This is a genomic window from Streptomyces sp. HUAS MG91 (assembly GCF_040529335.1).
Classification (GTDB): Bacteria; Actinomycetota; Actinomycetes; order Streptomycetales; family Streptomycetaceae; genus Streptomyces; species Streptomyces tabacisoli.
Window position 1 is genome coordinate 6629656 of sequence record NZ_CP159534.1, and the last position, 26358, is coordinate 6656013.

Sequence of the window (26358 nt, forward strand, 5' to 3'; positions counted from 1 at the left end):
GAAACATGACCACTGACCCGGCCACCGGATCCGCCACCCGCGTCGACTTCTGGTTCGACCCCGCCTGCCCCTTCGCCTGGATCACGTCCCGCTGGATCCTGGAGGTCGAGCGGCACCGCCCGCTCGACCTCCGCTTCCACGTCATGAGCCTGTACCTGCACAACACCGGCAACGAACTCCCCGACTGGTACCGCGATCTCGTCGACCGGTCCATCGGCCCGGTCCGGGTCGCCGCGGCCGCCGCACAGCAGCACGGGGACGGCATCCTGCGCGACCTCTACACGGCGTTCGGCACCCGCATCCACCAGCAGAAGCAGGACGACTTCGACGCCGTCGTGGCCGACGCGCTCGCCGAGCTGGGCCTGCCCGCCGAACTCGCCGCCGCCGCGCACGACCCGGCCCACGACGACGCGGTGCGCCGCAGCCACGACGCGGGCCGCGAACCCGAGACGGACTCCTACGTCGGCACGCCCACCATCCACGTCGACGGCACCGTGTGGTTCGGGCCGGTCCTGCGGGCCATCCCGCGCGGGGAGCGGGCCGCTCAGCTCTTCGACAGTTTCCGGGTGCTGGCCGCCGAGCCCGACTTCTTCGAGCTCAAGCGGACGCGCACCGGCAGTCTCGACGCGGGCTGACCCGGCCGGTCACTCGCCCCGCCACTCGGCGTCCCGCCGCGCCCACCGCACGGCGGGGCCCACGGCCAGACCGGCCACCACGAACAGCACCCCGAGCACCACCCAGCCCGCCGCGCCGTGCCGGATCGCCGTCACCGTCACCAGGGCGGGCGCGGCCATGGCCGCCGCGGCCTGCCCCGAGTTGAACACGCCCTGGTAGACGCCCTGCGCACGCGAGTCGGCGAGCCCGTACCCGACCGTCCAGCCGCCCGCGGCCGACAGCACCTCGGCGAACACCTGCACCACCGCGCCCACCACGAGCACGGCCAGCGCCCACCACGGAGAGAGTCCGGCCGTCACCGCGAACACCGCGCACGACAGCGCGAGGAGCAGACCCCCGCGGCGCATCGCCCGCACCGCGCCCGGCAGGTCCTCGACGCCCCGCGTCGCGCGCACCTGCAACAGCGCCACCAGGACGCAGTTGAGGACCATCACCAGCGCCGCCGACCAGCGCGGCGCCTCGGTGTGCTCCGCGATCCACAGCGGCAGCCCCACCTCCAACAGGCTGTACTGCAGGGCCAGTACGGCGTTGAGGAACGTCACCGCGAGGAACGGCAGATCCCGCACCGCCCGCCAGCGGTCGCCCGCCGGGACGTCGTCCGCGACCCGGCGCCCGCCCCCGCCGGGCAGCCGCAGCACCAGCAGCGCCGAGGCCACGAACATCGCCGCGTCCAGCAGGATCAGCACCGTGTACCCGGCCCGGCTGTCGACCTGGAGCGCCAGAGCGCCGAAGACACCGCCCACGCCCATCCCGACGTTCGTCACCATCCGCAGATGCGCCCGGCCCTCCACCCGCGACCCGGCGGTGAGCACATCGGCGTAGAGCGCGTTGCGCACCCCCATGCTCGCCTGGCACAGCGCCGCGTACGCGATCGCCGTGACGAGGAACGCCGGGTAGGAACCGATCACCGTGTACGCGGCGAGCGCCCCGGCGCAGCCGATCCACAGCGCGGTCAGCATCGTGCGGCGCCCCCACACGTCGGAGGCCCGCCCGGCCGGCGCCCCGGCCGCGATCCCGAACAGCCCGGCCACGGTGAGTCCGACCCCCACCGAGGTGGCGCTCAGACCGATGACCCGGGTGAAGTACAGGACGCTGACGGGGAAGAAGAGGCCGCGCCCGAAGGCGTTGAGCAGCGTGAGGAGCGAGAGGTGGCGCAGCAGGGTGTCGGCGGGCAGCAGTCCGCCGAAACGGGTGGCCGGGGGAGTGACAGAGGGACGCGCCGCAGGCGGTGACGTGGTCATGCTCCCAGCGAAACGGGGTTCCCGGCGCCGCGACATTTCTTTAGCGTGGGGCTAAAAGAACGGTCGGAAGGGATGTGGCGGGTGATCGAGTTCCGCTTCGTCATGGGCGACCTGGCCCGGACGTCCTTCGCCTACTCACCGCTCCAGGAAGCCGTGTACTCGCTGCGCGCCTGGCGCGAACCCGCGCGCTACCCGCACCAGCGGCCCTGGCTGCGCCGCCTCGGCCCCGCCTTCCGCCGCCAGGACACCGAACTGCTCGGCGCGCTGATCGCGCCGCACCTGTGGATCCCGGACTTCCTCACCCCGCGCCCGGACCGGCCGCGCCCCGTGCTCGCCCGGCAGCTCGCCGCTCTGCGCCGCGTCCCGCCGGAACTCCTCGCCCCCGAGTTCACGGCCGCGTACGACACGACGGCCGACCGGCTGCCCGAGGTGCTGCGCGCCGGGCTCGCCGACCCGGCCGCCTTCCGGCACCGCATCGCCGACGCGCTGGAGTCGTACTGGCACGACTGCCTCGCCGCCGACTGGTGGCCGCGCGTGCAGTCCGTCCTGGAGGCCGACCTCACCCACCGCGGCAAGGTCCTCGCGGAGGAAGGGGTGGGCGGCCTGTTCACCGGCCTCGACCCGCGCCTGTCGTGGGACGGTGAGGTGCTCACCCTCGTCCAGACCAACAGCCACGGCTATCTCCCGTGGCCGGCGGCCGACATCGCCATCGGCGGGCGCGGACTGGTCCTCGTGCCCACGCTGTTCGCGCACGGCGCCCACACCATGATCGACCCGGGGCTCCCGCCGCTGCTCAGCTATCCGGCGCGCGGCCGCGCCACGATCTCGGAGACCGCGCCGCCCGCCTCCGGCGAGGCCCTGACCCGGCTGCTCGGCGCGCCCCGCGCCCGCCTCCTGCGCCTGCTCACCGAACCCGCATCCACGACGGAACTGGCCCACCGCCTCGCCGTCACGCCCGGCGCTGTCAGCCAGCACCTGTCGATCCTCTACGACGCCGGGCTGCTGACCCGGACCCGCGGCGGACGCAGCGTGCGCTACGGGCGCAGTGAATTGGGGGAGCGGCTGTGCGGCTCCGACGATCCCGCGTCCTGACCGGGCCGGTTCAGGCGCCGACGGCCAGCAACTCCCGTACGGCCGCCGCGTCGTAGCGGCGCAGCAGCACCCGCGCCACCTCCGGCGCCGCCCCGAGGACACCGCCCAGGACATCCGCGTCGGCGGCGCCCGCCGCGATCCGGTCGGGCAGCCGGCCGGGGGCCAGGACGTAGGGCGCGACGGCGACGCGCTCGCAGCCGAGGTCGCGGAGTTCGCGCACGACGTCCTCCGTGCGCGGCAGAGATGCGGAGGCGAACGCAGGCCGCACGGCGCACCAACCGGTGTGCCGCCACTCCCGCGCGATTTCTGCGATCACTGCGATCGCCTCCGGGTCACTGGAGCCCGCCGAGGCCAGGACGACCCCGGTCGTGGGCTTGTCGGCCGGGTCGAGCCCGGCCTCGTACAGGCGGCGTTCCAGGGCCGCCACCAGCAGTGGTGACGGGCCGAGCACGTCGGCCTGGCGGACGCGCAGGCCGCGCGGCGCCTCGCGCAGCACCGCGGGGATGTCCGCCTTCGCGTGGAAGGCGCGGGTGAGCAGCAGCGGAAGGGCGACCACGTCGCGCACGCCCTCCGCCGCCAGGGAGTCGAGAACCCCGCTCACCGAGGGGACGTTGAAGTCCAGGAACGCCGTCTCCACCCGCACCCCCGGGCGCTGCGCCCGCACCGCGCGCACGAGGGCGTGCACGGTCGCGGCGTGCCGCGGGTCGCGGCTGCCGTGGGCGATGACCAGCAGGACGGGGGCGGGGGCGGAGTGGTGCATGACAGGCTGCTCAGTTCTTGACGAGGAGGCCGCGGCCGCGCAGCACGCGACGCTCCAGCGGGCTGAAGATCAACAGGTCGATGACGATACCGACGATCAGGATGAGGAAGATGGCGAGGAAGACCATCGGCATCGACGAGGCGTTGCGGCCGTTCTCCAGGAGCTGGCCGAGGCCCACCCCGAGGTCGGGCGAGGACGCGATGATCTCGGCCGCCATCAGCGAGCGCCAGGAGAACGCCCAGCCCTGCTTCAGGCCCGCGAGATAGCCGGGCAGCGCCGCCGGGAGCACGATGTGCCACAGGCCGCGCACCCCGGTCGCACCGAGCGTGCGGCCCGCCCGCAGGAACAGCGGGGGCACCTGGTCGACGCCGGAGACCAGGCCGTTCGCGATCGAGGGGACCGCGCCCAGCAGGATCACCGCGTACATCATCGAGTTGTCCAGGCCGAGCCAGAGCACCGCGGGCGGCACCCAGGCCACCGACGGCAGTGACTGGAGCCCGGACAGGATCGGGCCGATCGCCGCGCGGACGAACTTCACCCGGGCCACGAGCAGCCCCAGCGGGGTGCCGATGGCGAGCGCGAAGAGGAAGCCGAGCAGGCCGCGGGACACGCTGGTCCAGATGTAGCCCAGCAACTCGCCCTTCAGCCAGGCGTTCTGGACCTCGGCCCAGACGTCCGACGGCGCCGGGAGCTTCGTCGGATCGTCGACGATCTTGAAGGAGATCAGTGCCTGCCAGACCACCAGGACCACGACGACCGCGGTCAGCGGCGGCAGGATCTTCTCGCGGAACGTCCTCGAGAACGGCGGGCGCCCCGAGTGCACCGTCTCCAGTGCGTCCAGGCCGGCCTCCAGCCCGGCGAGGTCGTCCGCGTGTACGGCGTCCGCCGGTTGTCCGTCCGTCTTGTCGACGACGGCCGTCGGTTCAGTCCTTGCCATGGCGGCGGATCTCCCCCCGGAGTTGTTCGGTGATCTCGACGGAGAGCTCCGCCACGGCCGTGTCCTCGATCCGGCGCGGCTGCTCGATGTCCACGGTCCACTCGTGGGCGATCCGGCCCGGCCGGGACGACAGCAGTACGACGCGCTGGGCGAGCCGCACCGCCTCGCGCACGTTGTGGGTGACGAACAGGACGGAGACGTTCGTCTCCTCCCAGATCCGGGTCAGCTCGCCGTGCAGGACGTCACGGGTGATGGCGTCGAGCGCGGCGAACGGCTCGTCCATCAGCAGCAGTCGAGCGTCCTGGGCCAGCGCGCGGGCCAGCGCCACGCGCTGGCGCATGCCGCCGGACAGCTCGTGGACGCGCTTGCCGTACGCGTCCTGGAGGCGTACGAGGGTGAGCAGTTCCTCGGCGCGGGTGCGCCGCTCGGACTTCGGCACGCCCCGCAGTTTCAGGGCGAGTTCGATGTTCTTGCCCGCGGTGAGCCACGGGAACAGGGCGTGCTCCTGGAACATCAGGGCGGGCCGCCCGTCCGTCGTGATGGAGCCGGCCGACGGGGCGTCGAGCCCCGCGACCAGGTTGAGCAGGGTCGACTTGCCGCAGCCCGAGGCCCCCAGGAGGGTGACGAACTCGCCCGGAGCGACATCGAGGCTGATGTCGTCCAGGACGAGCTGCGACCCGGCCGGTGTGCCGAAGGACTTCGATACGTGCTCGATACGGGCCGCCGTGCCGCCCGTGCCGACGGCAGAGCCGGCCGCCGTCTTGGCGAGGGTGGTCGCCATGGTCGTCACCTCCTGGGAACTCGGTGGGCAGGACGGCTACTTGGCGCCGAGACCGGCGTCGTCGACGGCGGTGGCGCCCTCGGCCTTCAGGATCTTGTTCAGCGGCTCAAGGTCGTAGATGCCCTTGAGGTCGGGCTTCTCCAGGAGACCGGCCTTGACCGCGTGCGCCGCCTCGGTGTCGAGGGTCGAGGCCAGCGGGTCGTCCGTGAACTCGATGGACTTCCACGCCGGGTCGAGGACGTTCGCCGGGAGCGCCTTGCCGGAGTCGGCCTCCAGCTGCTTGTTCGCGGCGGCCTTCGCCTCGTCGGGGTTGGCGTTGATCCACTTGTTTGTCTTCACCGAGCCGCGCAGCACGGCCTCGACGACGTCCGGGTGGGCCGTGAGGAACTTCTGCGACACGATGATGTTCGTGATCACGAACTTCTTGTCGGGCCACAGGTCGGACTCGTCGAGGAGCACCTTGCCGCCCTCGGCGACCAGCTTGGACGCGGTCGGCTCCGGCACCCAGCCGCCGTCGATGGAGCCGGACTTGAAGGCGTCCGGGGTGATCTTGTTGTCCGTGCGGACGACGGAGACGTCGCCCTTGCCGGAGTTCGCGTCGACCTTCCAGCCCTTCTCGGCGATCCAGTTCAGGAACGCGACGTCCTGGGTGTTGCCGAGCTGCGGCGTGGCGATCTTCTTGCCCTTGACGTCGTCCAGGGACTTGATCTTCTTCGGGTCGACCACGAGCTTCACGCCGCCCGAGGCGCTGCCGCCGATGATGCGCAGGGACTTGCCCTTGGACTTGGTGTAGCCGTTGATCGACGGGGAGGGGCCGATCCAGCCGATGTCGATGGACCCGGCGTTCAGCGCCTCGATCTCCGAGGGGCCGGCGTTGAAGACCTGGTACGAGGCCTTGGTCCCCTTCAGCTCCTTCTGGAAGAAGCCCTTCTGGTTGCCCACGAGAGCCGTGCCGTGGGTCAGGTTCCCGAAGTAGCCGATCTTGACGGTGTCGGCGGAGAGCGCCTTGCCCTTCGCGGAGACCTTCTCCTTGGAGGTGTCGTCGGCTTCGGAGCCGTAGCTGCACGCCGTCGCGGTGAGCGCGAGGAGCGGCAGGGCGGCGACGGCTATCACGGAGCGTCGCGCGAGGGTGGAGCGGCTGGCAGGCACGGGAGGTGTTCCTCTCGTAGGCCCGGCGGGTCACGCCTCAGGGCGTGGCCGGGAGGTCGGCAGGTCTTCGTCTTCGCAGGGAGGTGCTGTGGGGGGTGAGGGCGCGCAAGCAGTGCGCGTACGTCTTCACGCACATCGCGCGACCCCGCCCTGTCCGCTGCCGAGGGAGCCGCTGCCGACGCGGCCGCCCTCCTTGGCGAACGTGCCGTAGTAGTCGATGGTGATCATGATGATCAGAAGTCCCAACCGTCTTCGTCTTCAACGGACTTGGTGGCCTCGGCGGTCGCGAACGACTCTCCGGCCATGCCGGCGGCGAGTGTGGTGCCGTCCGCCGGGTCGATCAACAGGAACGAGCCGGTGCGCCGCGAGTCGGCGTAGGTGTCGATGGCGAGCGCCTCGGCGAGCCGCACCTTCACCCGGCCGATGTCGTTGGCGACGAGCTGTCCGGGGGAGGGGTGCTGAGAGAGGTCGTCGAGCGTGAGCCGCGACGGGATCTCCTTGACGATGGCCTTCACCGTGCGGGTGGTGTGCTTGAGCAGCACGCGCTGGCCGACGGTGAGCGGGGTGTCGGCGACGTGGCAGACGGTCGCCTCGACGTCCTGCGAGGTGGCGGGCGCGTCGTGGCTCGGCACGATCAGGTCGCCGCGCGAGACGTCGATGTCGTCCTCCAGCAGGAGGGTGACCGACTGCGGCGTCCAGGCGACGTCGACCGGCGTGCCCAGCAGGTCGATGCCGGCCACCTTCGAGGTGCGCCCCGACGGCAGGACGGTCACGGACTCGCCGACGCGGAAGGTACCGGCGGCGATCTGGCCCGCGTAGCCCCGGTAGTCGGGGTGCTCGGCGGTCTGCGGCCGGATCACGTACTGCACGGGCAGCCGCGCGTGGCAGCTCGTCAGGTCGTGGCTGACCGGCACGGTCTCCAGGTGCTCCAGGACCGTCGGGCCGCCGTACCAGTCCATGTTGGCGGACGGCTCCACGACGTTGTCCCCGGCCAGCGCCGAGATCGGGATCGCGGTGATCTCCGGGACGCCCAGCTCGCCGGCGTACGCGGTGAACTCCTCGGCGATCCGGGCGAAGACGGACTCCTCGTAGCCGACGAGGTCCATCTTGTTGACGGCGAGGACGACGTGCGGGACGCGCAGCAGCGCGGCGACGGCGGCGTGCCGGCGGGTCTGCTCGATGACGCCGTTGCGCGCGTCGACCAGGACCACGGCCAGGTCGGCGGTGGAGGCGCCGGTGACCATGTTCCGCGTGTACTGCACATGGCCCGGGGTGTCCGCGAGGATGAACCGGCGGCGCGGGGTCGCGAAGTAGCGGTAGGCGACGTCGATGGTGATGCCCTGCTCGCGCTCGGCGCGCAGTCCGTCGGTGAGCAGCGCGAGGTCCGGCTCGGCGGCGCCGCGCGACCGCGAGGCGTGCTCGACGGCCTCCAGCTGGTCGACGAGGACCGACTTGGAGTCGTGCAGGAGACGCCCGACCAGCGTGGACTTGCCGTCGTCGACCGAACCGGCCGTCGCGAACCGCAGCAGGGTGGTGGCCGACAGACCGGCCAGCTCTTCAACAGCGGGGGTGGTGCTCATGTCTAGAAGTACCCTTCGCGCTTGCGGTCTTCCATCGCGGCCTCGGACATCTTGTCGTCGGCGCGGGTGGCGCCCCGCTCGGTGAGCCGGGAGGCGGCGATCTCGGCGATGACCTTCTCGATGGTCGTGGCGTCGGAGTCGACGGCGCCGGTGCAGGACATGTCGCCCACGGTCCGGTAGCGGATGAGCCGCGTCTCGACCGTCTCGCTGTCCTTGGGGCCGCCCCAGTCGCCCGCGGTCAGCCACATGCCGTTGCGGCTGAACACCGGGCGCTCGTGCGCGTAGTAGATCTCGGGGAGCTCGATGTTCTCGCGGGCGATGTACTGCCACACGTCCAGCTCGGTCCAGTTGGACAGCGGGAAGACGCGAACGTGTTCGCCGGGGGCGTGGCGGCCGTTGTAGAGCTGCCACAGCTCGGGGCGCTGGCGGCGCGGGTCCCACTGGGAGAACTCGTCGCGCAGGGAGAAGACGCGCTCCTTGGCGCGGGCCTTCTCCTCGTCGCGCCGGCCGCCGCCGAACACGGCGTCGAAGCGCTCGGACTGGATCTTCTCGGTGAGCGGGACCGTCTGGAGCGGGTTGCGGGTGCCGTCGGGGCGTTCCTTGAGCTTGCCCGCGTCGATGTAGTCCTGCACGGAGGCGACGTGCAGGCGCAGTCCGTGGCGTTCGACGGCGCGGTCGCGGTAGTCGATGACCTCGGGGAAGTTGTGCCCGGTGTCGACGTGGAGCAGGGAGAACGGGACCGGCGCGGGGGCGAAGGCCTTAAGCGCCAGGTGCAGCATGACGATGGAGTCCTTGCCGCCGGAGAAGAGGATCACCGGCTTCTCGAACTCGCCCGCGACCTCGCGGAAGATGTGCACCGCCTCGGACTCCAGCGCGTCCAAGTGACTCAGCGCGTACGGGCTGTCGGTCTCCCCGGATCCTTCGGAGACGGAAGACGTGGCTGCGGTCGTCATGCGGCGAGACCCCTCTCGGTGAGCAGCGCGCGCACGGCGGCCGCGGACTCCTGCACGGTCTGGTTCTGCGACTCGATGCGCAGGTCGGGCGATTCGGGTGCCTCGTAGGGGTCGTCCACCCCGGTGAGGCCCTTCAGTTCACCGGCGGCCTGCTTGGCGTACAGGCCCTTCACGTCGCGTACGGAGCACACGTCGACCGGCGTGGCCACGTGCACCTCCAGATAGGCGGTGCCGCCCACCTGATGGCGCTTGCGCACCGCCTCGCGGCTGTCCGCGTACGGGGCGATGACCGGGACGAGTGCCAACACGCCGTTACGGGCGAGGAGTTCGGCCAGGTAGCCGATGCGCTGCACATTCGTGTGGCGGTCCTCGCGGCTGAAGCCGAGGCCCGCCGTGAGGTATTCGCGGATCTCGTCGCCGTCCAGCACCTCGACCTGCCGGCCCTCGGCGCGCAGCGTCTCGGCCAGCTCGTACGCGATGGTGGTCTTGCCGGCGCTCGGCAGACCCGTGAGCCAGATCGTGGCTCCGGTCACTTGCTTCTCCAAAATCTGGGGTGCGTTCATGGGGGTCAGCCGTGGAGTCCGCACTCGGTCTTCGCCCGCCCGGCCCAGCGCCCGGCGCGCGCGTCCTCGCCCTCCAGGAGGCGGCGGGTGCACGGGGCGCAGCCCACGGACCCGTAGCCGTCCGTCAGGAGCGGGTTGGTGAGCACTCCGTGCTCCGTGACGTAGGCGTCGACGTCGTCCTGCGTCCAGCGGGCGATCGGCGAGACCTTCACCTTCCGGCGCTTCTCGTCCCAGCCGACGACCGGCGTGTTCGCGCGGGTGGGGGACTCGTCGCGGCGCAGCCCGGTGGCCCAGGCGGCGTACTCGGTCAGCCCCTCCTCCAGCGGCTTGACCTTGCGCATCGCGCAGCACAGGTCGGGGTCGCGCTCGTACAGGCGCGGGCCGAACTCGGCGTCCTGCTCGGCGACGGTCCGGCGGGGCGTCAGGGTGATGACGTTGACGTCCATCACGGCCTCGACGGCGTCCCGGGTGCCGATCGTCTCCTCGAAGTGGTAGCCCGTGTCGAGGAAGACGACGTCCACACCGGGCAGGGCGCGCGAGGCGAGGTGGGCGACGACCGCGTCCTCCATGGACGAGGTCACGCAGAACTTCTTCCCGAAGGTGGCGACCGCCCACTGGAGGATCTCCAGGGCGGAGGCGTCCTCCAGGTCGCGCCCGGCCTGCTCGGCGAGCGCCTTCAACTCTTCGGTGTCCGACGAGATCTGAGTCTTGGTCATATCTGTTCCCCTCCACCGTCGTTGCGCTGAAGTCCCCGGGACAGCAGCCCGAGGAACTTCAACTGGAAGGCTCGGTTGCACGCCGCGCATTCCCAGGCGCCGTGACCCTCGGGGTTCGGCCGGAGGTCCTCGTCGCCGCAGTAGGGGCAGTAGAAGGGCGCCGCACGCTCGCTCATGACAGGGCCTCCTCGGACGCGCGGCCCGCCCAGGTGGCGAAGCGCTCGCCGTTCTCGCGCTCCGCCTGGAAGCGCTTGAGGACCCGCTCGACGTAGTCGGGCAGCTCGGCCGACGTGACCTTCAGGCCGCGCACCTTGCGGCCGAACCCGGCCTCCAGGCCGAGCGCGCCGCCGAGGTGCACCTGGAAGCCCTCGACCTGCTCGCCGTTCTCGTCGAGCATCAGCTGGCCCTTGAGACCGATGTCCGCGACCTGGATACGGGCGCAGGCGTTCGGGCAGCCGTTGAGGTTGATGGTGATCGGCTCGTCGAAGTCCGGGATGCGGCGCTCCAGTTCGTCGATGAGGGAGGCGCCGCGCGCCTTCGTCTCGACGATCGCGAGCTTGCAGAACTCGATGCCGGTGCAGGCCATGGTGCCGCGCCGGAACGGCGAGGCGTCGACCCTCAGGTCCAGCGCCTCCAGGCCCGCCACCAGGGACGGGACCTGCGCCTCCGCGACGTCGAGCACGATCATCTTCTGCTCGGCGGTGGTGCGCAGCCGCCCGGAGCCGTGGGCGGCCGCGACCTCGGCGATCTTCGTGAGGGTCGTGCCGTCCACCCGGCCGACGCGGGGCGCGAAGCCGACGTAGAAGCGCCCGTCCTTCTGGCGGTGCACCCCGAGGTGGTCGCGCCAGGTGCCGGCGGGCTGCTCGGGCGCGGGCCCGTCGACCAGCTTCCGCTTCAGGTACTCGTCCTCCAGGATCTGCCGGAACTTCTCGGCGCCCCAGTCGGCGAGCAGGAACTTCAGGCGGGCGCGGGTGCGCAGGCGCCGGTAGCCGTAGTCACGGAAGATGCCGATGACACCGCCGTACACGTCCGGGACCTCGTCGAGCGGCACCCACGCGCCGAGCCGCTGGCCCAGCTTGGGGTTGGTGGACAGGCCGCCGCCCACCCAGAGGTCGAAACCGGGGCCGTGCTCGGGGTGCTCGACCCCGACGAACGCGATGTCGTTGATCTCGTGCGCCACGTCCAGCTGCGGGGAGCCGGAGATCGCGGACTTGAACTTGCGCGGCAGGTTGGAGAAGTCCGGGTTGCCGATGAAGCGCCGCTGGATCTCCTCGATGGCGGGCGTGCCGTCGATGATCTCGTCCTCGGCGATCCCGGCGACCGGCGAGCCGAGGATGACGCGGGGCGTGTCGCCGCAGGCCTCGGTCGTCGACAGGCCCACGGCCTCCAGACGGTTCCAGATCTCCGGCACGTCCTCGATCCGGATCCAGTGGTACTGGATGTTCTGCCGGTCGGTGATGTCGGCGGTGCCGCGCGCGAACTCCTGCGAGATCTCGCCGACGACCCGCAGCTGCTCGGTGGTCAGCCGCCCGCCGTCGATCCGCACGCGCAGCATGAAGTACTCGTCGTCCAGCTCCTCCGGCTCGAGGACCGCGGTCTTGCCACCGTCGATCCCGGGCCTGCGCTGGGTGTACAGACCCCACCAGCGCATGCGTCCGCGCAGGTCGTTGGGGTCGATGGAGTCGAATCCGCGCTTGCTGTAAATCGTCTCAATGCGTGTCCGCACATTGAGACCGTCGTCGTCCTTCTTGAACTGCTCATTGCCGTTGAGCGGCGTGAAATGGCCCGCGGCCCACTGGCCCTCGCCGCGGTGACGGCTCACCTTGCGGCGGGGCGCGGCCGTGGTGGGCTTTTCAGGGGTGGCAGCCATGGATAACGTCCTTCAGGCAGGGCTTTGGGCGGCTCTGACCCGCACACTTCGCGCAAGGGCGCGGCGGTGCGCAGGGAGATCGGGTGAAGCGGAAGTCGGCGGTGCTGGTTCTCTCAGCGCGCCGGACAGATGGCGCTGGACATGCGGCCGAAGTCGACGTGCCGCCGACTCACCAAGGCGATTCCAGCTGTAGACATGACGGAAGCGTGTCACGGGACTTTGGGCCCGGTCCACCATCGTCCGCCATGTGGACGTATGTGTCCCACATGGCGGACATCTGTGGTCCTGGTCACGTCAAGGGTGGCTCCGGGTGCCCGGATTGGCGCGAAAAGGGGTGGTCGGCGCCCCGGATCAGGCCCCGGGCCACGGTCCCGGAGCGGCCACGTCCGGTTCCTCCGCGACCTCGGTCCTGAACAGCCGGAACCCGCGCCGCTGATAGTTGGCCATGGCATGTTCCCCGTCCAGGCTGCACGTGTGCAGCCACACCCGCTTCGTCGGGGTCCGCTCGGGCCACCGCTCGGCGAGGTCCCAGGCCCGCGCGATCCCGTACGACAGCAGGTGCCCGCCGATCCGCCGCCCCCGGAAGGCCGGGATCAGCCCGAAGTACACGATCTCCACGGCCCCGTCGTCCTGCGCCTGGAGCTCCACGTACCCGGCGGGCGTTCCCCTCTCGTACGCGACCCAGGTCTCGGTGCCCGGCCGGCCGAGCTGCTCCTGCCACTGGGCGTAGCTCCAGCCCAGCCGGTCGATCCACCGGATGTCGCCGCCCACGGACGCGTACAGGAAACGGCTGAACTCGGGGGAGGGCACCCCGGCGCGCACGACGCGCACGTCGTCGCCCTCGGGCGGCGTCGCGGGCCGCAGATCGGACGGGGAGGTCTGCTCGAGTGACCAGGTGGTGACGGTCACGGTGGCGGTGTCGCTGCTGCTCATGCGGCCATCGGATCACGCCGGGCGGCGTCCGGCCAAGGCCTCTCCTGCTCACCCCGGGGGCGCTAGCGTGGGCGCCCATGATCGTATGGCTGAACGGAACCCACGGCGCCGGCAAGACCACGACCAGCAGACTCGTGCAGCAACTCGTCCCGGACTCGCGTGTGTTCGACGCGGAGAAGGTCGGCGAGACCCTCATGGACATCACCCCGGTGCTGTCCCCGACGGACAACTTCCAGCACTGGCCGCCGTGGCGCCCCCTCGTGGTCGAGACCGCCCGTCACGTGCTCGACTACACCGGCGGCACGCTCGTGATGCCGATGACGGTCATCGTCGAGGAGTACTGGCGCGAAATCAGCGCGGGCCTCGCGCGACACGGCATCCCCGTCCACCACTTCGTGCTCCACGCCGACACCGAGACGCTGCGCGGCCGCATCGAGGGGGACACCGACATGGGCCCCGCCCCCTCCAAGTTCCGCCTCAAGTACCTCGAACCGTACGCCGAGGCCGCCCGCACCTGGCTGCACGAGGAGGCCGAGGTCGTCGACACCACCCACCTCACGCCCGAGCAGGCCGCCCGGCGGATCGCCCGGGACGTCGCCGCCGTCAGGGCCCGGGAGTCCGCGCCCTGACGACCGCCGGCGCCGTCGAGTGCGGCAGCAGGTCCAGCGGGTCGCGGGGCAGCACCGCCCGGACCTCCGCGTCCTCCTGGAAGCGGTACGGGCGATGGGCCAGCAGGTCGCCCAGATAACGCCGGATCCGCGACATCTCCGCGCGCACCGTCACCGTCCGCCCCGGGTCGCCGAACAGATCGTCGGCCAGCCCCGCCGCGCTGCGCCCGCCCGGCTGCCGGGCCAGCAGGAACAGCAACTCGGCATGGCGCGGGCTCAGTTCGTGCACCCAGGAGGCCGCGCCGCCCGTCACGTGCAACGACGGGCGGCGCGGACGGCTCAGGTCCAGGACGATCCGGGTCGCGGTCAGCGGCTGCGGGGCGCCGTCCGCGAGCACCAGCAGCCAGCCGCCCGCCAGCGCCGTCACCTGGCAGGACCCGAGCGACGGTATCCAGCAGCGCCCCTCCGCCGTGTGCCTGGGCAGCGCCACCCGCTCCGGCAGCGGCATCCCGGTCACCGCGGCCGGCCAGCCGTACGGATCGACGGCGAGCGCCCGGCCCGGCATCCGGGCGAGGAGCGGCGCCGCCACCGACCGCAGCCGCTCCAGGCCCGCGACGTGCCGCTCGCGCAGCCGGGCCTCGGCGAGCCGGGCCACCGAGGTCACCCAGGACAGCGTCGCCGGATGCATCGTCTCCAGCGGCCCGCTCACGTCCACGACACCGAGCACCCGCCCGTCCCGCGGATCCTTGATCGGCGCCCCGGTGCACGTCCACCCGTGATGCGACTCCACGAAGTGCTCGGCCGAGAACACCTGGACGGGGCGGCGGGTCACCAGCGGCGTGCCCACCCCGTTCGTGCCGACGACGTGCTCCGCCCAGAGCGCGCCCACCTCGAATCCCAGCCGGTCGCCCTTGCGCAGCACCGCCGGATGCCCCTCGCGCCACAGGATCCGGCCGTCCGCGTCACTGATCACCATGATGTGCTGCGTGGCCTCGGCCACCTCCACCAGCGCCTCCCGCAGCAGGGGCAGCACCGGCCCCAGCGGTGACGACTGCCGCCGCTCCTCGACCTCGTCGAGACTCAACAGCCCGCGGCGCACGTCGCGGTCCGGATCGACGCCGTCGCGCAGCATCCGCCGCCAGGACTCGCCGATCACCGGCCGGGGCCGCACCAGGGGCCGCTGCCCGGAGAGCGTGGCGTCGCGGACGCCCTTGAGCAGGCGCGCCGCGAGCGTCACGTCCATCGCCGACAAGCGCGCCAGATCGATCGTGGAGTCGTTGTTCATGCCGGAAACCTCGGTCTGCAAGCGGGCTGCGGACGGTCCTCGGGACAGCCACGCCCTCGTGCTCCCCTGACCACCGCAAGGGTCGGACTTCCGAAGGAACGTTGCAACCCCCTGCAACCCTGGCGAACAGCCGTGCGGCGTTTGAAACTGGGACCAACGCCGCTCCGGCGGCGCTCAAGCTCCTGCACGGGGCCTCTGAAGGCGGGGATGGTGCCGTGTCGGCGCGGCACCATCCCCGTATCTCGCTGTATCTCGCTGTATCTCGCTGTATCTTCCGGTGTGTCCCGGTATCTCGCGGTCTCCTCCCGCCGCTTCGGATCAGACCGGCCGGGCCCGCTCCACGAGCGCCCCCAGATCGAGCGTGTGCGGCAGCGTGCCGAACGCCGCTCCGCCGTCCCCGCCCAGCCGCGTCGCACAGAACAGATCGGCGACCTCCGCGGGCGCGAACCGGACGAGGAGCGAGCCCTGGAGCACCAGCGCGATCCGCTCCGTCAGCCGGCGGGCCCGCGCCTCGATGCCGTCCAGGTCGCCGAGTTCGGTCAGCAGGCCCTTCACCGCGGCGTCGAGCCGGTGGTCCGCGCCGCGCGCCCGGCCGATCTCCACCAGGAACGCGTGGAACGCCCGCGGCTCCCGCCGCAGCACCCGCAGCACGTCCAGCGCCTGCACGTTCCCCGCGCCCTCCCAGATCGAGTTCACCGGCGACTCGCGCAGCAGCCGCGGCATCCCCGACTCCTCCACATAGCCGTTGCCGCCCAGGCATTCGAGGGCCTCGGCCACCAGCGGGGTGCAGCGCTTGGTGACCCAGTACTTGGCGGCGGGCACCGCGATCCGCAGGAAGTCGCGCTCCGCCGGGTCCTCGGCGTCGTACGCCGCCGCGAGCCGCAGCGCCAGCGTCGTCGCCGCCTCCGACTCCAGGGCCAGATCGGCCAGCACGTTCTCCATCAGCGGCTTGTCGAGCAGCAGACCGCCGAACACCTCCCGGTGCGCGCAGTGGTGGACCGCCTGCGCGACCGCCTGCCGCATCAGGGCCGCCGAGCCAAGCACACAGTCGAGCCGGGTCGCGGCGACCATGTCGATGACGGTGCGCACCCCGCGCCCCTCGTCACCGACCCGGCGCGCCCACGTCCCGTCGAACTCGACCTCGGCCGACGCGTTGGAACGGTTGCCCAGCTTGTCCTTGAGCCGCTGGATCGCGAACACGTTCCGTCCGCCGTCCTCCAGGACGCGCGGCACCAGGAAGCACGTCAGCCCCTCGGCGGCCTGCGCGAGGACCAGGAAGCCGTCCGACATGGGCGCGCTGCAGAACCACTTGTGGCCGGTCAGCTCGTAGCTGCCGTCCTCCTGGACGAGGGCCCGCGTGGTGTTCGCCCGTACGTCGCTGCCGCCCTGCTTCTCCGTCATCCCCATGCCGACGAGCGCTCCCGCCTTGTGCGCGGCGGGGCGCAGTCCGGCGTCGTACACGGTGGAGGTGAGCAGCGGCTCCCACAGCGCGGCGAGGTCCGGCTGCGCGCGCAGCGCGGGCACCGCCGCGTGCGTCATCGACAGCGGGCACAGATGCCCGGCCTCGACCTGGGACCAGACCAGGAACGCCGCGGCGCGCCGCAGATGGCCCCCGGGCCGGGTCCAGGCCGAGGTGAGACCGGCGGAGACCCCCTTGCCCAGCAGCCGGTGCCAGGACGGATGGAACTCCACCTCGTCGATCCGGTGGCCGTAGCGGTCATGGGTGCGCAGGTGCGGCGGATTCTCGTTCGCGAGCCGGCCCCACTCCTGGGCCTGCGCCGAACCCGCGGTACGGCCGAGCAGCGAGAGCTCCGCGCGCGCCTCGTCCAGGAGTCCGGGCGCCAGATGCCGGGCCACTCCCTCGGTGAGCGGCCGGTCGGTGGTGAAGACGTCGTGCCCCGTCAGGGGCGGGGGCTGGTTCCCCACGGTGTGCGTGCTGCCTGCCATGTCCTGGAACCTACCCGGGCGTACCCGGACGCTTCACCACCACACTCAGCCGATGTGCGCCATCGCCGGCTCCGCCTCCGGTTCCGCGGGATGCCGGCCGTTGTCGGCGGGCGGCCAGCCGTCCCGGTAGACCGTGTCGAGGTAGCGCTCACCGAGGTCCGGCGCGATCGCCACCGCGGTGAGGCCGCGCCGACCGTGCCGGGCCAGCCACTGGTCGGCCCCGCTGATCACCGTTCCGGTCGACCCGCCGAACAGGAAGCCGTGGCTCGCGAGCCGGCGGCACACCCGCACCGCGTCGCTCTCCTCGACGTGGACGACGTCGTCGATGTACGACGTGTCGAGCAGCGGCGGCCGTACGCCCGCCCCGAGCCCGGGAATGAGCCGCACACCGGGCGGGCCGCCGAAGGTGACCGAGCCGACGCTGTCGACGGCGACGATGCGCACCCTGCGCCGCCACTGCCAGAACCAGCGGGCGCAGCCCATCAGCGTCCCCGTCGTGCCCGCCCCGACGAACAGGACGTCAAGACGCGGGAACCGGTCGGCGATGGCCGGGGCCGTGGTGCGGAAGTGCGCCCGCCAGTTGCCGTGGTTGCTGTGCTGGTCGAGCCAGACGTAGCGGTCGTCCGCCGCGCACAGGGCCCGCACGTACGCCTTGCGGGCGCCCAGCAGACCGCCGTGCGCGCTCGGTTCGCGCACCACGTGGACCTCGGCGCCGAGCGCCCGCATGAGCCGGATCGTGGGCTGGTTGCAGCGCACGTCCGTCACACACAGGAACCGGTGGCCGCGGTGCGCCGCGATGACGCTGAGCGCCACGCCCAGGTTCCCGGACGAGGACTCGATCAGGATCGAGCCCGGCCGCAGGAGCCCCTCACGCTCCGCGGCGTTCACCATCTCGGTGGCGGCCTTCATCTTGATGGAACCGGCGAAGTTGAACCCTTCGCACTTCAGGAAGAGCGGCAGATCGAGCGTCGACCGCAGGTCGACGTAGAGCCCCTCCTCGTTGAACTGTGCGGGATCGTCAATGACAGGCATGATGTCCCCCCGCCCCCCTCTCCTCGAATCCCCCGTTGCGCATGTCCCCCTGCCTTTCCTGTCGTGCTGTGCTGCCGCCGTGCGGTCAGCCGTGGCGGCGCAGCTCGTGGAAGAACCCGTCGACCACGTGCAGTCGCCCCCTCCGGGCCACCTCGTCGTGGACGAACCTGCCGACGGCGAGATCGAGCACCCCGAGCCCGAACGGTGAGAACACCACGGTCCGGTCGTCGGGCACCCGGGACCGTCCGGTGAGCACGTCGGCGAGTGTGCCGTCGATGAACTCCCTTCCTCCGGAGAGCTGTTCGGCCAGGTGCGGTGAGGTGTCCGCCTTGAGACAGTGCTCGACGTCGTCGACGTAGTTGGCGGACGCCAGCAGGATCTCCGGCGCGAGATCGCGCAGTGATACGTGCAGCACCAGCGGATGATGGGCGAACCAGGCCGGATCGTGCAGATGCGGCCGGGCCGCGACCGTCGCGCAGACGATCAGGTCGCTGCCCCGGACGAGGGACGCGGCCGTGTCGTGCACCGTGACCGTCCCCTTCGCGCCCGTGCGCAGGAGATAGTCACGGAACCCGTCCGCGCTGTCCGGCGCCGTGTCGAACACCCCGGTCTCCTCGAACTCCCAGCCGGTGGCGACGAGATGGGAGTGGATGTACCGGGCGATGAGCCCCGTCCCGATGAACCCGGCCCGCACCGGGCGGGCCCGGTCCCGGCTGAGCCGGTCGGCCGCCAGGGCCGCGGAGGCGGCCGTCCGGGCGGCGCTGATCACCGAACTCTCCAGACAGGCGTACGGATAGCCGGTGTCCGGGTCGTTCAGGATCAGCACGGCGGAGGCTCTGGGCAGCCCCGACGCGGTGTTCTCCGGAAAACTGGAGATCCACTTCAGGCCGTCCACGCGCAGCGGGCCGCCGAGCGAGGCGGGCAGCGCGATGATCCGGTCCTTCGGCCGGTCGGGGAAGCGCAGGAAGTACGACGGCGGGTTCACCGTGCCGCCCGTGTCGTGCAGCAGGTACACCGCCTCGATCAGCTTCCCGAGCTCCGGTTCCCGTCCCGCCAGAGCCTGTTGGACCTGCTCGCCGGTGACCACGGCGAAGGTGGGCGTCGTCATGCGCTCACCCCGGCCGTCGGCGCGCAGTCCGCGAGGCGGACCGGATCGGCGAGCGCGGCGAGCATCTCACGCGGCCCCTCGAACGGCTCGCGGCTGTGCGCGGTGCGGATGTTGTCGACGAGCAGCACATCGCAGGCCTGCCAGCCGACCCTGACGGTGTGCGCCTCGTACACCTCGTTCAGGACGCGCACCACGTCCTCGCCGACCGGATCGCCGTTGCCGTAGAGGGTGTTGAAGGGCAGCCCCTCGGCCCCGTACTCCTCCACGAGGTAGTCGCGGACCTCCGGATCCATCGTCCACTCGCTGAGGAACGCGATCTGGTTGAACCAGACGCGGCGGCCGTCCACCGGATGGCGCAGCACCGCGCCGCGGTGCTGCCGGGTGCGCAGCGAACCGTCGCTCTGCCACGCGAAGTCGATGGCGTGCGACCGGCAGTACGCGGAGACGGCGTCCCGGTCGTCGGTGCCGAAGGCCTCCGCGAGCGACGCCCCGATCTCGTCGTGGTACGTCCGCGTGAGCACCCAGCCCTCCTGCTCGAACCGCTTGGTCAGGTCGGCGGGGAGCGCGTCCAGGACGGCGGCCGCGTCGGCGAGACCGGTGGCGCCGCCGCTCACCGGCGCCTCCAGACAGGCGAAGAGCATCAGGCCCGGGAAGTCGAGGGCGTAACTCACCTCGTGGTGCATGCACATCTGCTGGTTCGGGGGCCACTTGGTGGCCGAGTACAGGCCCTCTCCGTACGTGCGCCGGGGTGCGAAGGGTTCCGGGTCGGCCATGAGCGTGTGGGCGCAGGCGCGGAAGACGGACGCCACCGCGTCGGGACCGGACAGGCCGAGGCCGCGGACGAGCAGCTGCCCGTGCTCGGCGACGGCCGTCCGCAGGGTGTCGCGGTTCCGGACCGCCCAGTCGGCGGGATCTCCGTCGAACTCGGCTCGCAGCAGGGGCGGTTGTCCGGGTGAGAGATGGATGTGCGGGGTCGAGCTGGAGAGCGGCATGCGGGTGCTGCTCCTTTCGGGTGCCTCGGTTCAGATGCGTCGGTCGAGCAGGTCGGCGAGGTCGGCGAGGACCGGCCGCCGGGTGACGTCCTTGAGGGTGACCACCCGGTCCAGGGTGATCGCGAGCTTCACGGCGGCCAGCGAGGTGCCGCCGAGATCGAAGAAGTGGTCGAGGCGGCCGATGCTCCCGACGGGCACCCCGAGCACCTCGGCCCAGGCGGCGGCGGTCCGGCGCTCGGCGTCCGTACGGGGCGGCTCGCCCGCCGTGCCGTCCAGCTCCTCGGCGAGGGCGGTGAGCGCCCGGCGGTCGATCTTGCCGTTCGGGGTCAGCGGCAGCCGCTGCCGCCAGTGCACCGCGTACGGCACCATGTAGGGCGGCAGCGAGACGGCCAGCCGGTCCCGCACGTCGTCCTGCGGAGTGCCCGCGCAGAACGCGGCCAGTTGCGTGCCGCGCACCACGACCACCGCGCCGTCGCGGACGCCGGCCACCCGCAGCAGCGCGTTCTCGATCTCGCCGAGTTCGACGCGGAAGCCGCGGATCTTCACCTGGTTGTCGCGCCGCCCCAGGAACTCCAGCTTCCCGTCGGGCCGCCAGCGCCCGTGGTCGCCGCTGCGGTACAGGCGCTCGCCCGGCCGGTAGGGATCCTCGGCGAACGCCGCCCTGGTGCGCTCCGGGTCGTTGACGTACCCGCGCCCGACGCACACCCCGGAGAACACGATCTCGCCGGGCGCGCCGAGTGGCACAGGCCGCAGGTCCTCGTCGACGATGTAGATCCGCACGTTCGCGACGGGCGGCCCGAGCGGCACCCGGTCCCCGTCCGGGGCCCGGTCGAGGACCTCGTGGTTGGTGTCGTCCGAGGTCTCCGTCAGGCCGTACGCGTTCACGAGCCGCACACCGGGCCGGGCGGTGAACCAGCGCCGGACGAGCTCCGCCTTGACGGCCTCGCCGGTCACCGACACACAGCGCAGATCGGGCAGTTCGCGCGGCCGCTGCCCCAACTCGGCCAGCACGGCCTCCAGATACGACGGCACGACCTGCAGCACGTTCACCCGCGCCCGCTCGACCGTGTCGACGAACCGCGACACGTCGAGGATCGTCTCCTGCCCGACGACGCAGGTGCGGCCGCCCGCGACGAGCGCGGCGACCAGCTGCCACAGCGAGATGTCGAAGCACTGCGGCGCGGTCTGGGCGACCACGTCACCGGCGCCGATGCCCAGGTCCTCGATCTTGGCGAGTACGTGGTTGAGGAACCCGGCGTGCTCGCACATCGCGCCCTTGGGCTCGCCCGTGGAGCCGGACGTGAAATAGATGTAGGCAAGATGGGACGCGGCGACCGGGACGCCGAGATCGGTGTCGCGGTGGCCCTCGGCGAGGGCGTCCGCCACGGACAGGGTGCCGGCCGGGTCCCCTGCGCCGGCCGGGCTCCCGCGGTCCGCGACGACCAGCGAGCAGTCCGCCCGGCCGAGCATCCCCGCGATCCGCTCCTCGGGGAAGTGCGGCTCGACCGGCAGGTACACCCCGCCCGCCTTGAGCACGCCGAGCACCGCGGCCATCCACTCCAGGCCCCGGTCGAGGACCACGGCGACGACGCCCTCGGGCCGCAGCCCGCGCGCCAGGAGCGCCCGGCCCACCTGATTGGCACGGGAGTTGAGCTCGGCGTACGTCCACCGCCGCTCCCCGTGCACGGCGGCGACGTCGGCGGGCCGCGCGGCCGCCTGTTCCTCGAACAGCTCGTGCACCCGCCGGTCGGGCAGCGAGCGCGTCGGGCCCGCCAACTCCTCCAGCTGGTGCCGCAGTTCCTCCTCGGAGAGCAGATGCGGGCGGCGCGGGGCGGACAGGGCGGTGACGTGATAGCCCGCGATCCGCTCGGCCGCGGCCCGGTCGTACCGTTCGGGCAGATGGCGCAGGAGCAGCGTGTGCCGCGGGGTGACGCTCACCCGCAGCGCGCGGTCGTCCCGTTCGGCGGACAGCGCGGCGAGCACCCGCTCGTGCGCGGCCTCCACCGCTCCGTGCGGCACCGACAGGCCTTCGGGCAGCGGTACTTCGAGCTCGCAGGAGCCGTCGCGGGGAATGTCGTGGTGTTCGGTCCGTGTGGTCATGGTGTTACCTCCCCACCGCCGGGTTGCCGCCCCAGCGCGCCCCCGGTGGCATCTGCTCGCCCTTCATCAGGAAGGAGTCGGGGGCGAGCACCGCCGCGTCTCCCATCTCCACCCCGTAGTGCACGAGTGCGCCCGTGCCGAGCGTGCAGCCCGCGCCGATCACGATGCGGTCGGACTTGAACGTGCCGTCCTCCTGCGAGTGCGCCTGCACCTTGGTGTGCGCGGCGAGCGTGCAGTCGTCGCCGATCGTCACGAGGGTGCGCTCCGTGATGTTCGCGCCGTCGTCGAAGACCCGGCGCCCGATCCGCACCCCGAGGGCCCGCCACACGAGTGCCTTGAACGGCGTTCCGTTGAAGATGGCCAGATGGTTGTCGGGCGTCTTCCACAGCCGCTCGTGCCACCAGAAGTACGGGTCGTAGATCGAGCAGAGCCGCGGCTGGAGCGGCCGGAACCGGCAGAGCAGCCGCTCGATGAACACGTAGTAGGCGGTGCTGAAGACCAACCCGAGCGCCATGGCCGCGCCGACGAACAGCCCGGCGGCCCCGCCGTAGGTGTCGTAGAGGTCGAAGGCGGCGAGCGCGAGCAGGGAGATCACGAACCAGTGCAGCCAGCGCAGGACCAGGAACAGGCCCATCGTGCGGCGGTTGGAGCGGTTCTTCGCGACGAGCCTGCGCCGCAGCTCATCGCCCTCCCGCAGGTGGTCGAAGCGGCTGTCGCGCTCCACCGAGCGCGGGATCTCGAACGCCGGCGAGCCGAGCAGCCCCACGCCCTCGCGCACCGCCCCGTCCAGCGGCACCAGCACCTTCGTCGCCAGCAGGCAGTTCGCGCCGGTGCGGGCGCCCGACGGGTACACGATGTGGTTGCCCAGGAAGTTGTGGTCCCCGATCGTGGTGCGCGAGACCCGGAACGAGGTGGCCGAGAAGTCGGCGTTGACCACCGAGAGCCCGTCGGCGACCATCGTGCCGCTGCCGACCGTGGCCAGGTACGGCGTCTCGTGCTGCACCTCCGTACCGAAGTTGGAGCCGGTCTGCTCGACCTTCGACAGGTCGTAGCCGATCGCCTTCAGATAGCCGGTGATGTACGAGCTGTCGCCGCACAGCCACTTGAAGAACTTGACGTTGGTCATCCGGGCGATGGCACGCTGCACCGAGTAGTGGAAGCCGTACAGCGGATACACGCGGTCCTCGTGCAGCAGCGGCCCCAGCGCGCGCGGGACGAGGGCCACCCCGGCGAACCCGAACACCAGGAACGCGGCGAACCCGACGACCGACAGGCCGAGCGCCTCGACGTAGAACACCGCCGAGGTCAGATCCTCCGAGTCCGGTGACAGGAGCGCGTCCAGCGCGGGCACCTCGGTCAGCACCAGATACGTGCCGCCCAGCGCGAGCGGCGTCCACAGCAGCAGCGCCGGAAACAGGGCGCCCAGCGCGTAACCGATCCGGCGGACGGCCGACGTACGGGCGGGCGGTACGCGGACGTAGTCGACGTCCGTGCGCCGGGCGGGGGAGCCGTGCCAGCGCTCGCCCGCCGGGACCGCGGCACCGTCGTAGAGGGCGGAGGCATGGCCGAGCTGGCTGCCGTCACCCATCGACGTACCGATGTCGAGCACGGTCTTCTCGCCGACGTACACGTCCCGGCCGATCGTGACCGGGCCGGTGCGGATCATGCCGGCGTGCGCCCGGTAGCCGAGGAACGTGGCCTCCTTGCGAAGCACCGTCCCCGCGCCGATCGTCACCAGGTCCGTGCAGACCGGGACGGCGCGCGACAGGATCGTCACGCCCGGGCCGATCCGCGCGCCGAGCAGCCGCAGATAGACGACGTACAGCGGGTTCCCGACGAACAGCATCAGCGGGTTGGTGTGCAGCAGCACCCGCACCGTCCACAGCCGTACGTACCTGAGGCTCCACACCGGGAACTCGGTCGCGCGCCAGCGGCCGACGAGCAGCCACTTCGCCACGATGGGCAGCACACAGGCGCCGACGAACAGCGCCGCGCCGAACACCAGCGAACGCACGTACACGTCGACGACGCCGGAGGCCGCGGCGATCCACGCGTAACCGTGCGCGGTGACCATCCCGGCGAGCGCGCAGTATCCGGCGAAGACCAGGAACTGCAGCACGCCGCAGAGCACATGGCGCCGGCTGTTCCCCGGCGGCGGTGGGGGTTCCGGCGCCGCGGCCCGGGCCGGTGAGGCGGCCGGCGCCGCGTCGAGCGCGGCCGCCAGACTGCGGATCGTGGGGTGCCCGTAGACGTCCCGCATCGACACCGACGGCAGATCGGTGCGCTTGCGGACCCGGGCGCAAAAGTGCGCCATCACCAGAGAATTGGCACACAGATCGTCAAAGAAATGACTGTCGGGCGGCACATGGTCCTGCCGCACGACACCAGCCAGAACTTCGGCGAGAACGCGTTCGGTGCCGTTCGCCACTTGTGCTCCTCGTGGTTAATCCTGTTGTTTCTGAAAAGCAGGAGCAAACGGTGAATCGCGCGCTCGGCCGGTCGCGCCTCTGCAACGGGCATGGCCCGAAACCCCCGATGTCCCCCCAGGTGCGTTGCGCTCGCACGGCCCCCCGCCGGGCGCAACGAATACAATCCGGATTCTTTCTAGAATTTCATGAACGGTGCAACCCGGATTCGACGTTTGGCGCTTTCCTGTTCCCCGGTTCTGACGCGGTCATGTCGTTCGTGCCTCGATTTGGCGTGCCCCGCCGGGGAACTCACCCGAAAAGACGGCAAGGGCCCGCCGTACGGTTCCCGGAACGCGCCCCCACCATTCGGCCAGAACGGCACCGCGGCGGAGCCGTCCGCACGGCCCGGCACCGGGGATGGGTGCCGCCGCCTGTGACGGATACCTTTAGGACGTGCAGCCAGCAAGTGAATCCCCCCAGCGGCAGGGCCGTCTCCACCGCGCGCGCGTGCTCTACCAGAACGTCTCCAAACGCAGGACCGCGTGGCTGCTCCTCAAGGACACCGTCAACTCCTGCATGGAGTACCGCATCCTGGGCCTCGCCGCCGAGGCCGCGTTCTTCACGCTGCTGTCGGTGCCGCCGCTGCTGCTGTCGCTGGTCGGGCTGCTCGCGTACGTCGACGCCTGGACCGGCGCCAACACCATCGAGGGCGTCCGCGACAACATCCTGGAGGCCTCGCGCACGGTCCTCACCGATCAAGGCGTGAAAGAGATCGCGGAACCGATCCTGGACGACGTCCTCAAGGGCGGCCGCCCGGACGTCATCTCCATCGGCTTCCTCATCTCGCTGTGGTCGGGATCGCGCGCGGTCTCGACGTTCGTGGACACGGTGACGGTGATGTACGGCCTCGACGGCGTGCGCGGCATCGTCAAGACGCGGCTGCTCGCCTTCCTGCTGTTCCTCGTGGGGCTCGTCGTCGGATCGGTCGCGCTGCCGTTGATGATCGCCGGGCCGGACGCGGTGATCGGCCTCGTGCCGTGGTCGGAGACCCTGGTCCAGATCCTGTACTGGCCCGTCGTCCTCGTGCTCTCGATCGCCTTCCTCACGACGCTGTACCACGTGTCGGTGCCGGTGCGGTCGCCCTGGATCGAGGACGTGCCCGGAGCCCTCGTGGCCCTCGCGATGTGGATCCCGGGCAGCTTCCTGCTCCGCCTGTACCTCACGAACACCATCGAGGGCCCGACGATCTACGGCTCGCTCGCGGCGCCGGTCGCCGTGCTGCTGTGGATCGGCGTCTCGGCCTTCGCGGTACTGGTGGGCGCCGCCGTGAACGCCGCGATCGACCGGGTGTGGCCGTCCGTGGCCACCGCCGCGGCGCGGGCCGCCAATGAACGGGTACGGGTGGCTGCCGGCGGGCGCCGGGACGTTTCGGCCGGGCCGGGGTACTTCGACTCCGCCGACACGGAGGACGACGACGCCGACGACGGGCTCGGGGATCCGGACATGCCGTCCGAGTTCCCCGAGCGCTGGTCGAAGTTCCTGCCGCCGGAGGACGTGACGTCCCGGCTGCGTACGTCCCACACCCGCCGCGGCGAGGCTCCGCCGGAGGACCGGGACACCTAGGGCGT

The 26358-nt window shown here is 71.5% G+C and carries 23 protein-coding genes; 4 read left to right on the forward strand and 19 right to left on the reverse strand.

Annotated features, from left to right (window positions below; genetic code table 11):
- Window positions 1-5: 5 nt before the first annotated feature.
- A complete protein-coding gene (locus tag ABII15_RS30060) occupies window positions 6-635 on the forward strand; it encodes a DsbA family protein (RefSeq protein ID WP_353945398.1) in 630 nt (209 codons plus the stop codon).
- Between the two features lie 9 nt (window positions 636-644).
- Here the strand turns inward: ABII15_RS30060 and ABII15_RS30065 are convergent, their stop codons facing one another.
- Window positions 645-1916: an MFS transporter gene (locus tag ABII15_RS30065; RefSeq protein ID WP_353945399.1), complete on the reverse strand. Its 1272-nt coding sequence runs from the start codon at window positions 1914-1916 to the stop codon at window positions 645-647.
- 81 nt (window positions 1917-1997) lie between these two features.
- On the opposite strand from ABII15_RS30065, the gene ABII15_RS30070 reads away from it, so the two are divergent.
- The gene (locus ABII15_RS30070; RefSeq protein ID WP_353945400.1) at window positions 1998-3008 is read left to right on the forward strand and encodes a DUF5937 family protein; all 1011 of its coding nucleotides are present in this window, start codon (window positions 1998-2000) and stop codon (window positions 3006-3008) included.
- A 10-nt stretch (window positions 3009-3018) separates the two neighbouring features.
- Here the strand turns inward: ABII15_RS30070 and ABII15_RS30075 are convergent, their stop codons facing one another.
- The 11 genes from ABII15_RS30075 to ABII15_RS30125 form a co-directional block, all read right to left on the reverse strand.
- Window positions 3019-3768, reverse strand: coding sequence for a sirohydrochlorin chelatase (locus tag ABII15_RS30075; protein WP_353945401.1), 750 nt, complete (start codon window positions 3766-3768; stop codon window positions 3019-3021).
- 10 nt (window positions 3769-3778) lie between these two features.
- Window positions 3779-4705, reverse strand: coding sequence for an ABC transporter permease (locus ABII15_RS30080; protein ID WP_353945402.1), 927 nt, complete (start codon window positions 4703-4705; stop codon window positions 3779-3781).
- Window positions 4692-5486, reverse strand: a complete 795-nt coding sequence (locus ABII15_RS30085) for an ABC transporter ATP-binding protein (protein ID WP_353945403.1) — start codon at window positions 5484-5486, stop codon at window positions 4692-4694. The genes ABII15_RS30080 and ABII15_RS30085 overlap by 14 nt, the downstream gene beginning before the upstream one ends.
- 36 nt (window positions 5487-5522) lie before the next feature.
- Window positions 5523-6635 (reverse strand): aliphatic sulfonate ABC transporter substrate-binding protein, encoded by a 1113-nt coding sequence (locus tag ABII15_RS30090; protein ID WP_353945404.1) that lies wholly within the window; start codon window positions 6633-6635, stop codon window positions 5523-5525.
- A gap of 233 nt (window positions 6636-6868) precedes the next feature.
- Window positions 6869-8215 carry a GTP-binding protein gene (locus ABII15_RS30095; protein WP_353945405.1) on the reverse strand — a complete coding sequence of 449 codons (1347 nt, stop codon included), beginning with the start codon at window positions 8213-8215 and terminating at the stop codon, window positions 6869-6871.
- 2 nt (window positions 8216-8217) lie between these two features.
- Window positions 8218-9168 (reverse strand): sulfate adenylyltransferase subunit CysD, encoded by a 951-nt coding sequence (gene cysD, locus ABII15_RS30100; protein ID WP_353945406.1) that lies wholly within the window; start codon window positions 9166-9168, stop codon window positions 8218-8220.
- Window positions 9165-9731: an adenylyl-sulfate kinase gene (cysC, locus tag ABII15_RS30105; protein WP_353945407.1), complete on the reverse strand. Its 567-nt coding sequence runs from the start codon at window positions 9729-9731 to the stop codon at window positions 9165-9167. The genes cysD and cysC overlap by 4 nt, the downstream gene beginning before the upstream one ends.
- Before the next feature lie 5 nt (window positions 9732-9736).
- A complete protein-coding gene (locus ABII15_RS30110) occupies window positions 9737-10447 on the reverse strand; it encodes a phosphoadenylyl-sulfate reductase (protein ID WP_353945408.1) in 711 nt (236 codons plus the stop codon).
- A complete protein-coding gene (locus tag ABII15_RS30115) occupies window positions 10444-10623 on the reverse strand; it encodes a hypothetical protein (RefSeq protein ID WP_111662348.1) in 180 nt (59 codons plus the stop codon). Before ABII15_RS30115 ends, ABII15_RS30110 begins: the two co-directional genes overlap by 4 nt.
- Complete coding sequence (locus tag ABII15_RS30120; RefSeq protein WP_353945409.1) at window positions 10620-12317, reverse strand: nitrite/sulfite reductase; 1698 nt, start codon at window positions 12315-12317, stop codon at window positions 10620-10622. Before ABII15_RS30120 ends, ABII15_RS30115 begins: the two co-directional genes overlap by 4 nt.
- A 351-nt stretch (window positions 12318-12668) precedes the next feature.
- Window positions 12669-13250, reverse strand: coding sequence for a GNAT family N-acetyltransferase (locus ABII15_RS30125; RefSeq protein WP_353945410.1), 582 nt, complete (start codon window positions 13248-13250; stop codon window positions 12669-12671).
- Window positions 13251-13327: 77 nt separating this feature from the next.
- Between ABII15_RS30125 and ABII15_RS30130 the strand changes: the two genes are divergently transcribed.
- Entirely contained in the window at window positions 13328-13879 is a 552-nt protein-coding gene (locus ABII15_RS30130) for an AAA family ATPase (protein WP_353945411.1), read from the forward strand.
- Here ABII15_RS30130 and ABII15_RS30135 read toward each other — a convergent pair.
- The 7 genes from ABII15_RS30135 to ABII15_RS30165 all read right to left on the reverse strand — a co-directional run bounded on the left by ABII15_RS30135 (window position 13854) and on the right by ABII15_RS30165 (window position 24750).
- Window positions 13854-15143 (reverse strand): GAF domain-containing protein, encoded by a 1290-nt coding sequence (locus ABII15_RS30135; RefSeq protein ID WP_353945412.1) that lies wholly within the window; start codon window positions 15141-15143, stop codon window positions 13854-13856. The two genes, ABII15_RS30130 and ABII15_RS30135, sit on opposite strands and share 26 nt — an antisense overlap.
- Before the next feature lie 318 nt (window positions 15144-15461).
- A complete protein-coding gene (locus tag ABII15_RS30140; protein ID WP_353945413.1) occupies window positions 15462-17090 on the reverse strand; it encodes an acyl-CoA dehydrogenase family protein in 1629 nt (542 codons plus the stop codon).
- A gap of 45 nt (window positions 17091-17135) precedes the next feature.
- Window positions 17136-18122 carry a 2,3-diaminopropionate biosynthesis protein SbnA gene (gene sbnA, locus ABII15_RS30145; protein WP_353945414.1) on the reverse strand — a complete coding sequence of 329 codons (987 nt, stop codon included), beginning with the start codon at window positions 18120-18122 and terminating at the stop codon, window positions 17136-17138.
- A gap of 85 nt (window positions 18123-18207) precedes the next feature.
- Window positions 18208-19230 carry a 2,3-diaminopropionate biosynthesis protein SbnB gene (gene sbnB, locus ABII15_RS30150; protein WP_353945415.1) on the reverse strand — a complete coding sequence of 341 codons (1023 nt, stop codon included), beginning with the start codon at window positions 19228-19230 and terminating at the stop codon, window positions 18208-18210.
- Window positions 19227-20222 (reverse strand): TauD/TfdA family dioxygenase, encoded by a 996-nt coding sequence (locus tag ABII15_RS30155; RefSeq protein ID WP_353945416.1) that lies wholly within the window; start codon window positions 20220-20222, stop codon window positions 19227-19229. The genes sbnB and ABII15_RS30155 overlap by 4 nt, the downstream gene beginning before the upstream one ends.
- A gap of 30 nt (window positions 20223-20252) precedes the next feature.
- Window positions 20253-22322 carry a non-ribosomal peptide synthetase gene (locus ABII15_RS30160; protein WP_353945417.1) on the reverse strand — a complete coding sequence of 690 codons (2070 nt, stop codon included), beginning with the start codon at window positions 22320-22322 and terminating at the stop codon, window positions 20253-20255.
- Between the two features lie 4 nt (window positions 22323-22326).
- The gene (locus tag ABII15_RS30165; protein WP_353945418.1) at window positions 22327-24750 is read right to left on the reverse strand and encodes a Pls/PosA family non-ribosomal peptide synthetase; all 2424 of its coding nucleotides are present in this window, start codon (window positions 24748-24750) and stop codon (window positions 22327-22329) included.
- Between the two features lie 433 nt (window positions 24751-25183).
- On the opposite strand from ABII15_RS30165, the gene ABII15_RS30170 reads away from it, so the two are divergent.
- On the forward strand, window positions 25184-26353 hold the full coding sequence (locus ABII15_RS30170; protein WP_353945419.1) for a YihY/virulence factor BrkB family protein: 1170 nt from the start codon (window positions 25184-25186) through the stop codon (window positions 26351-26353).
- Window positions 26354-26358: the final 5 nt, after the last annotated feature.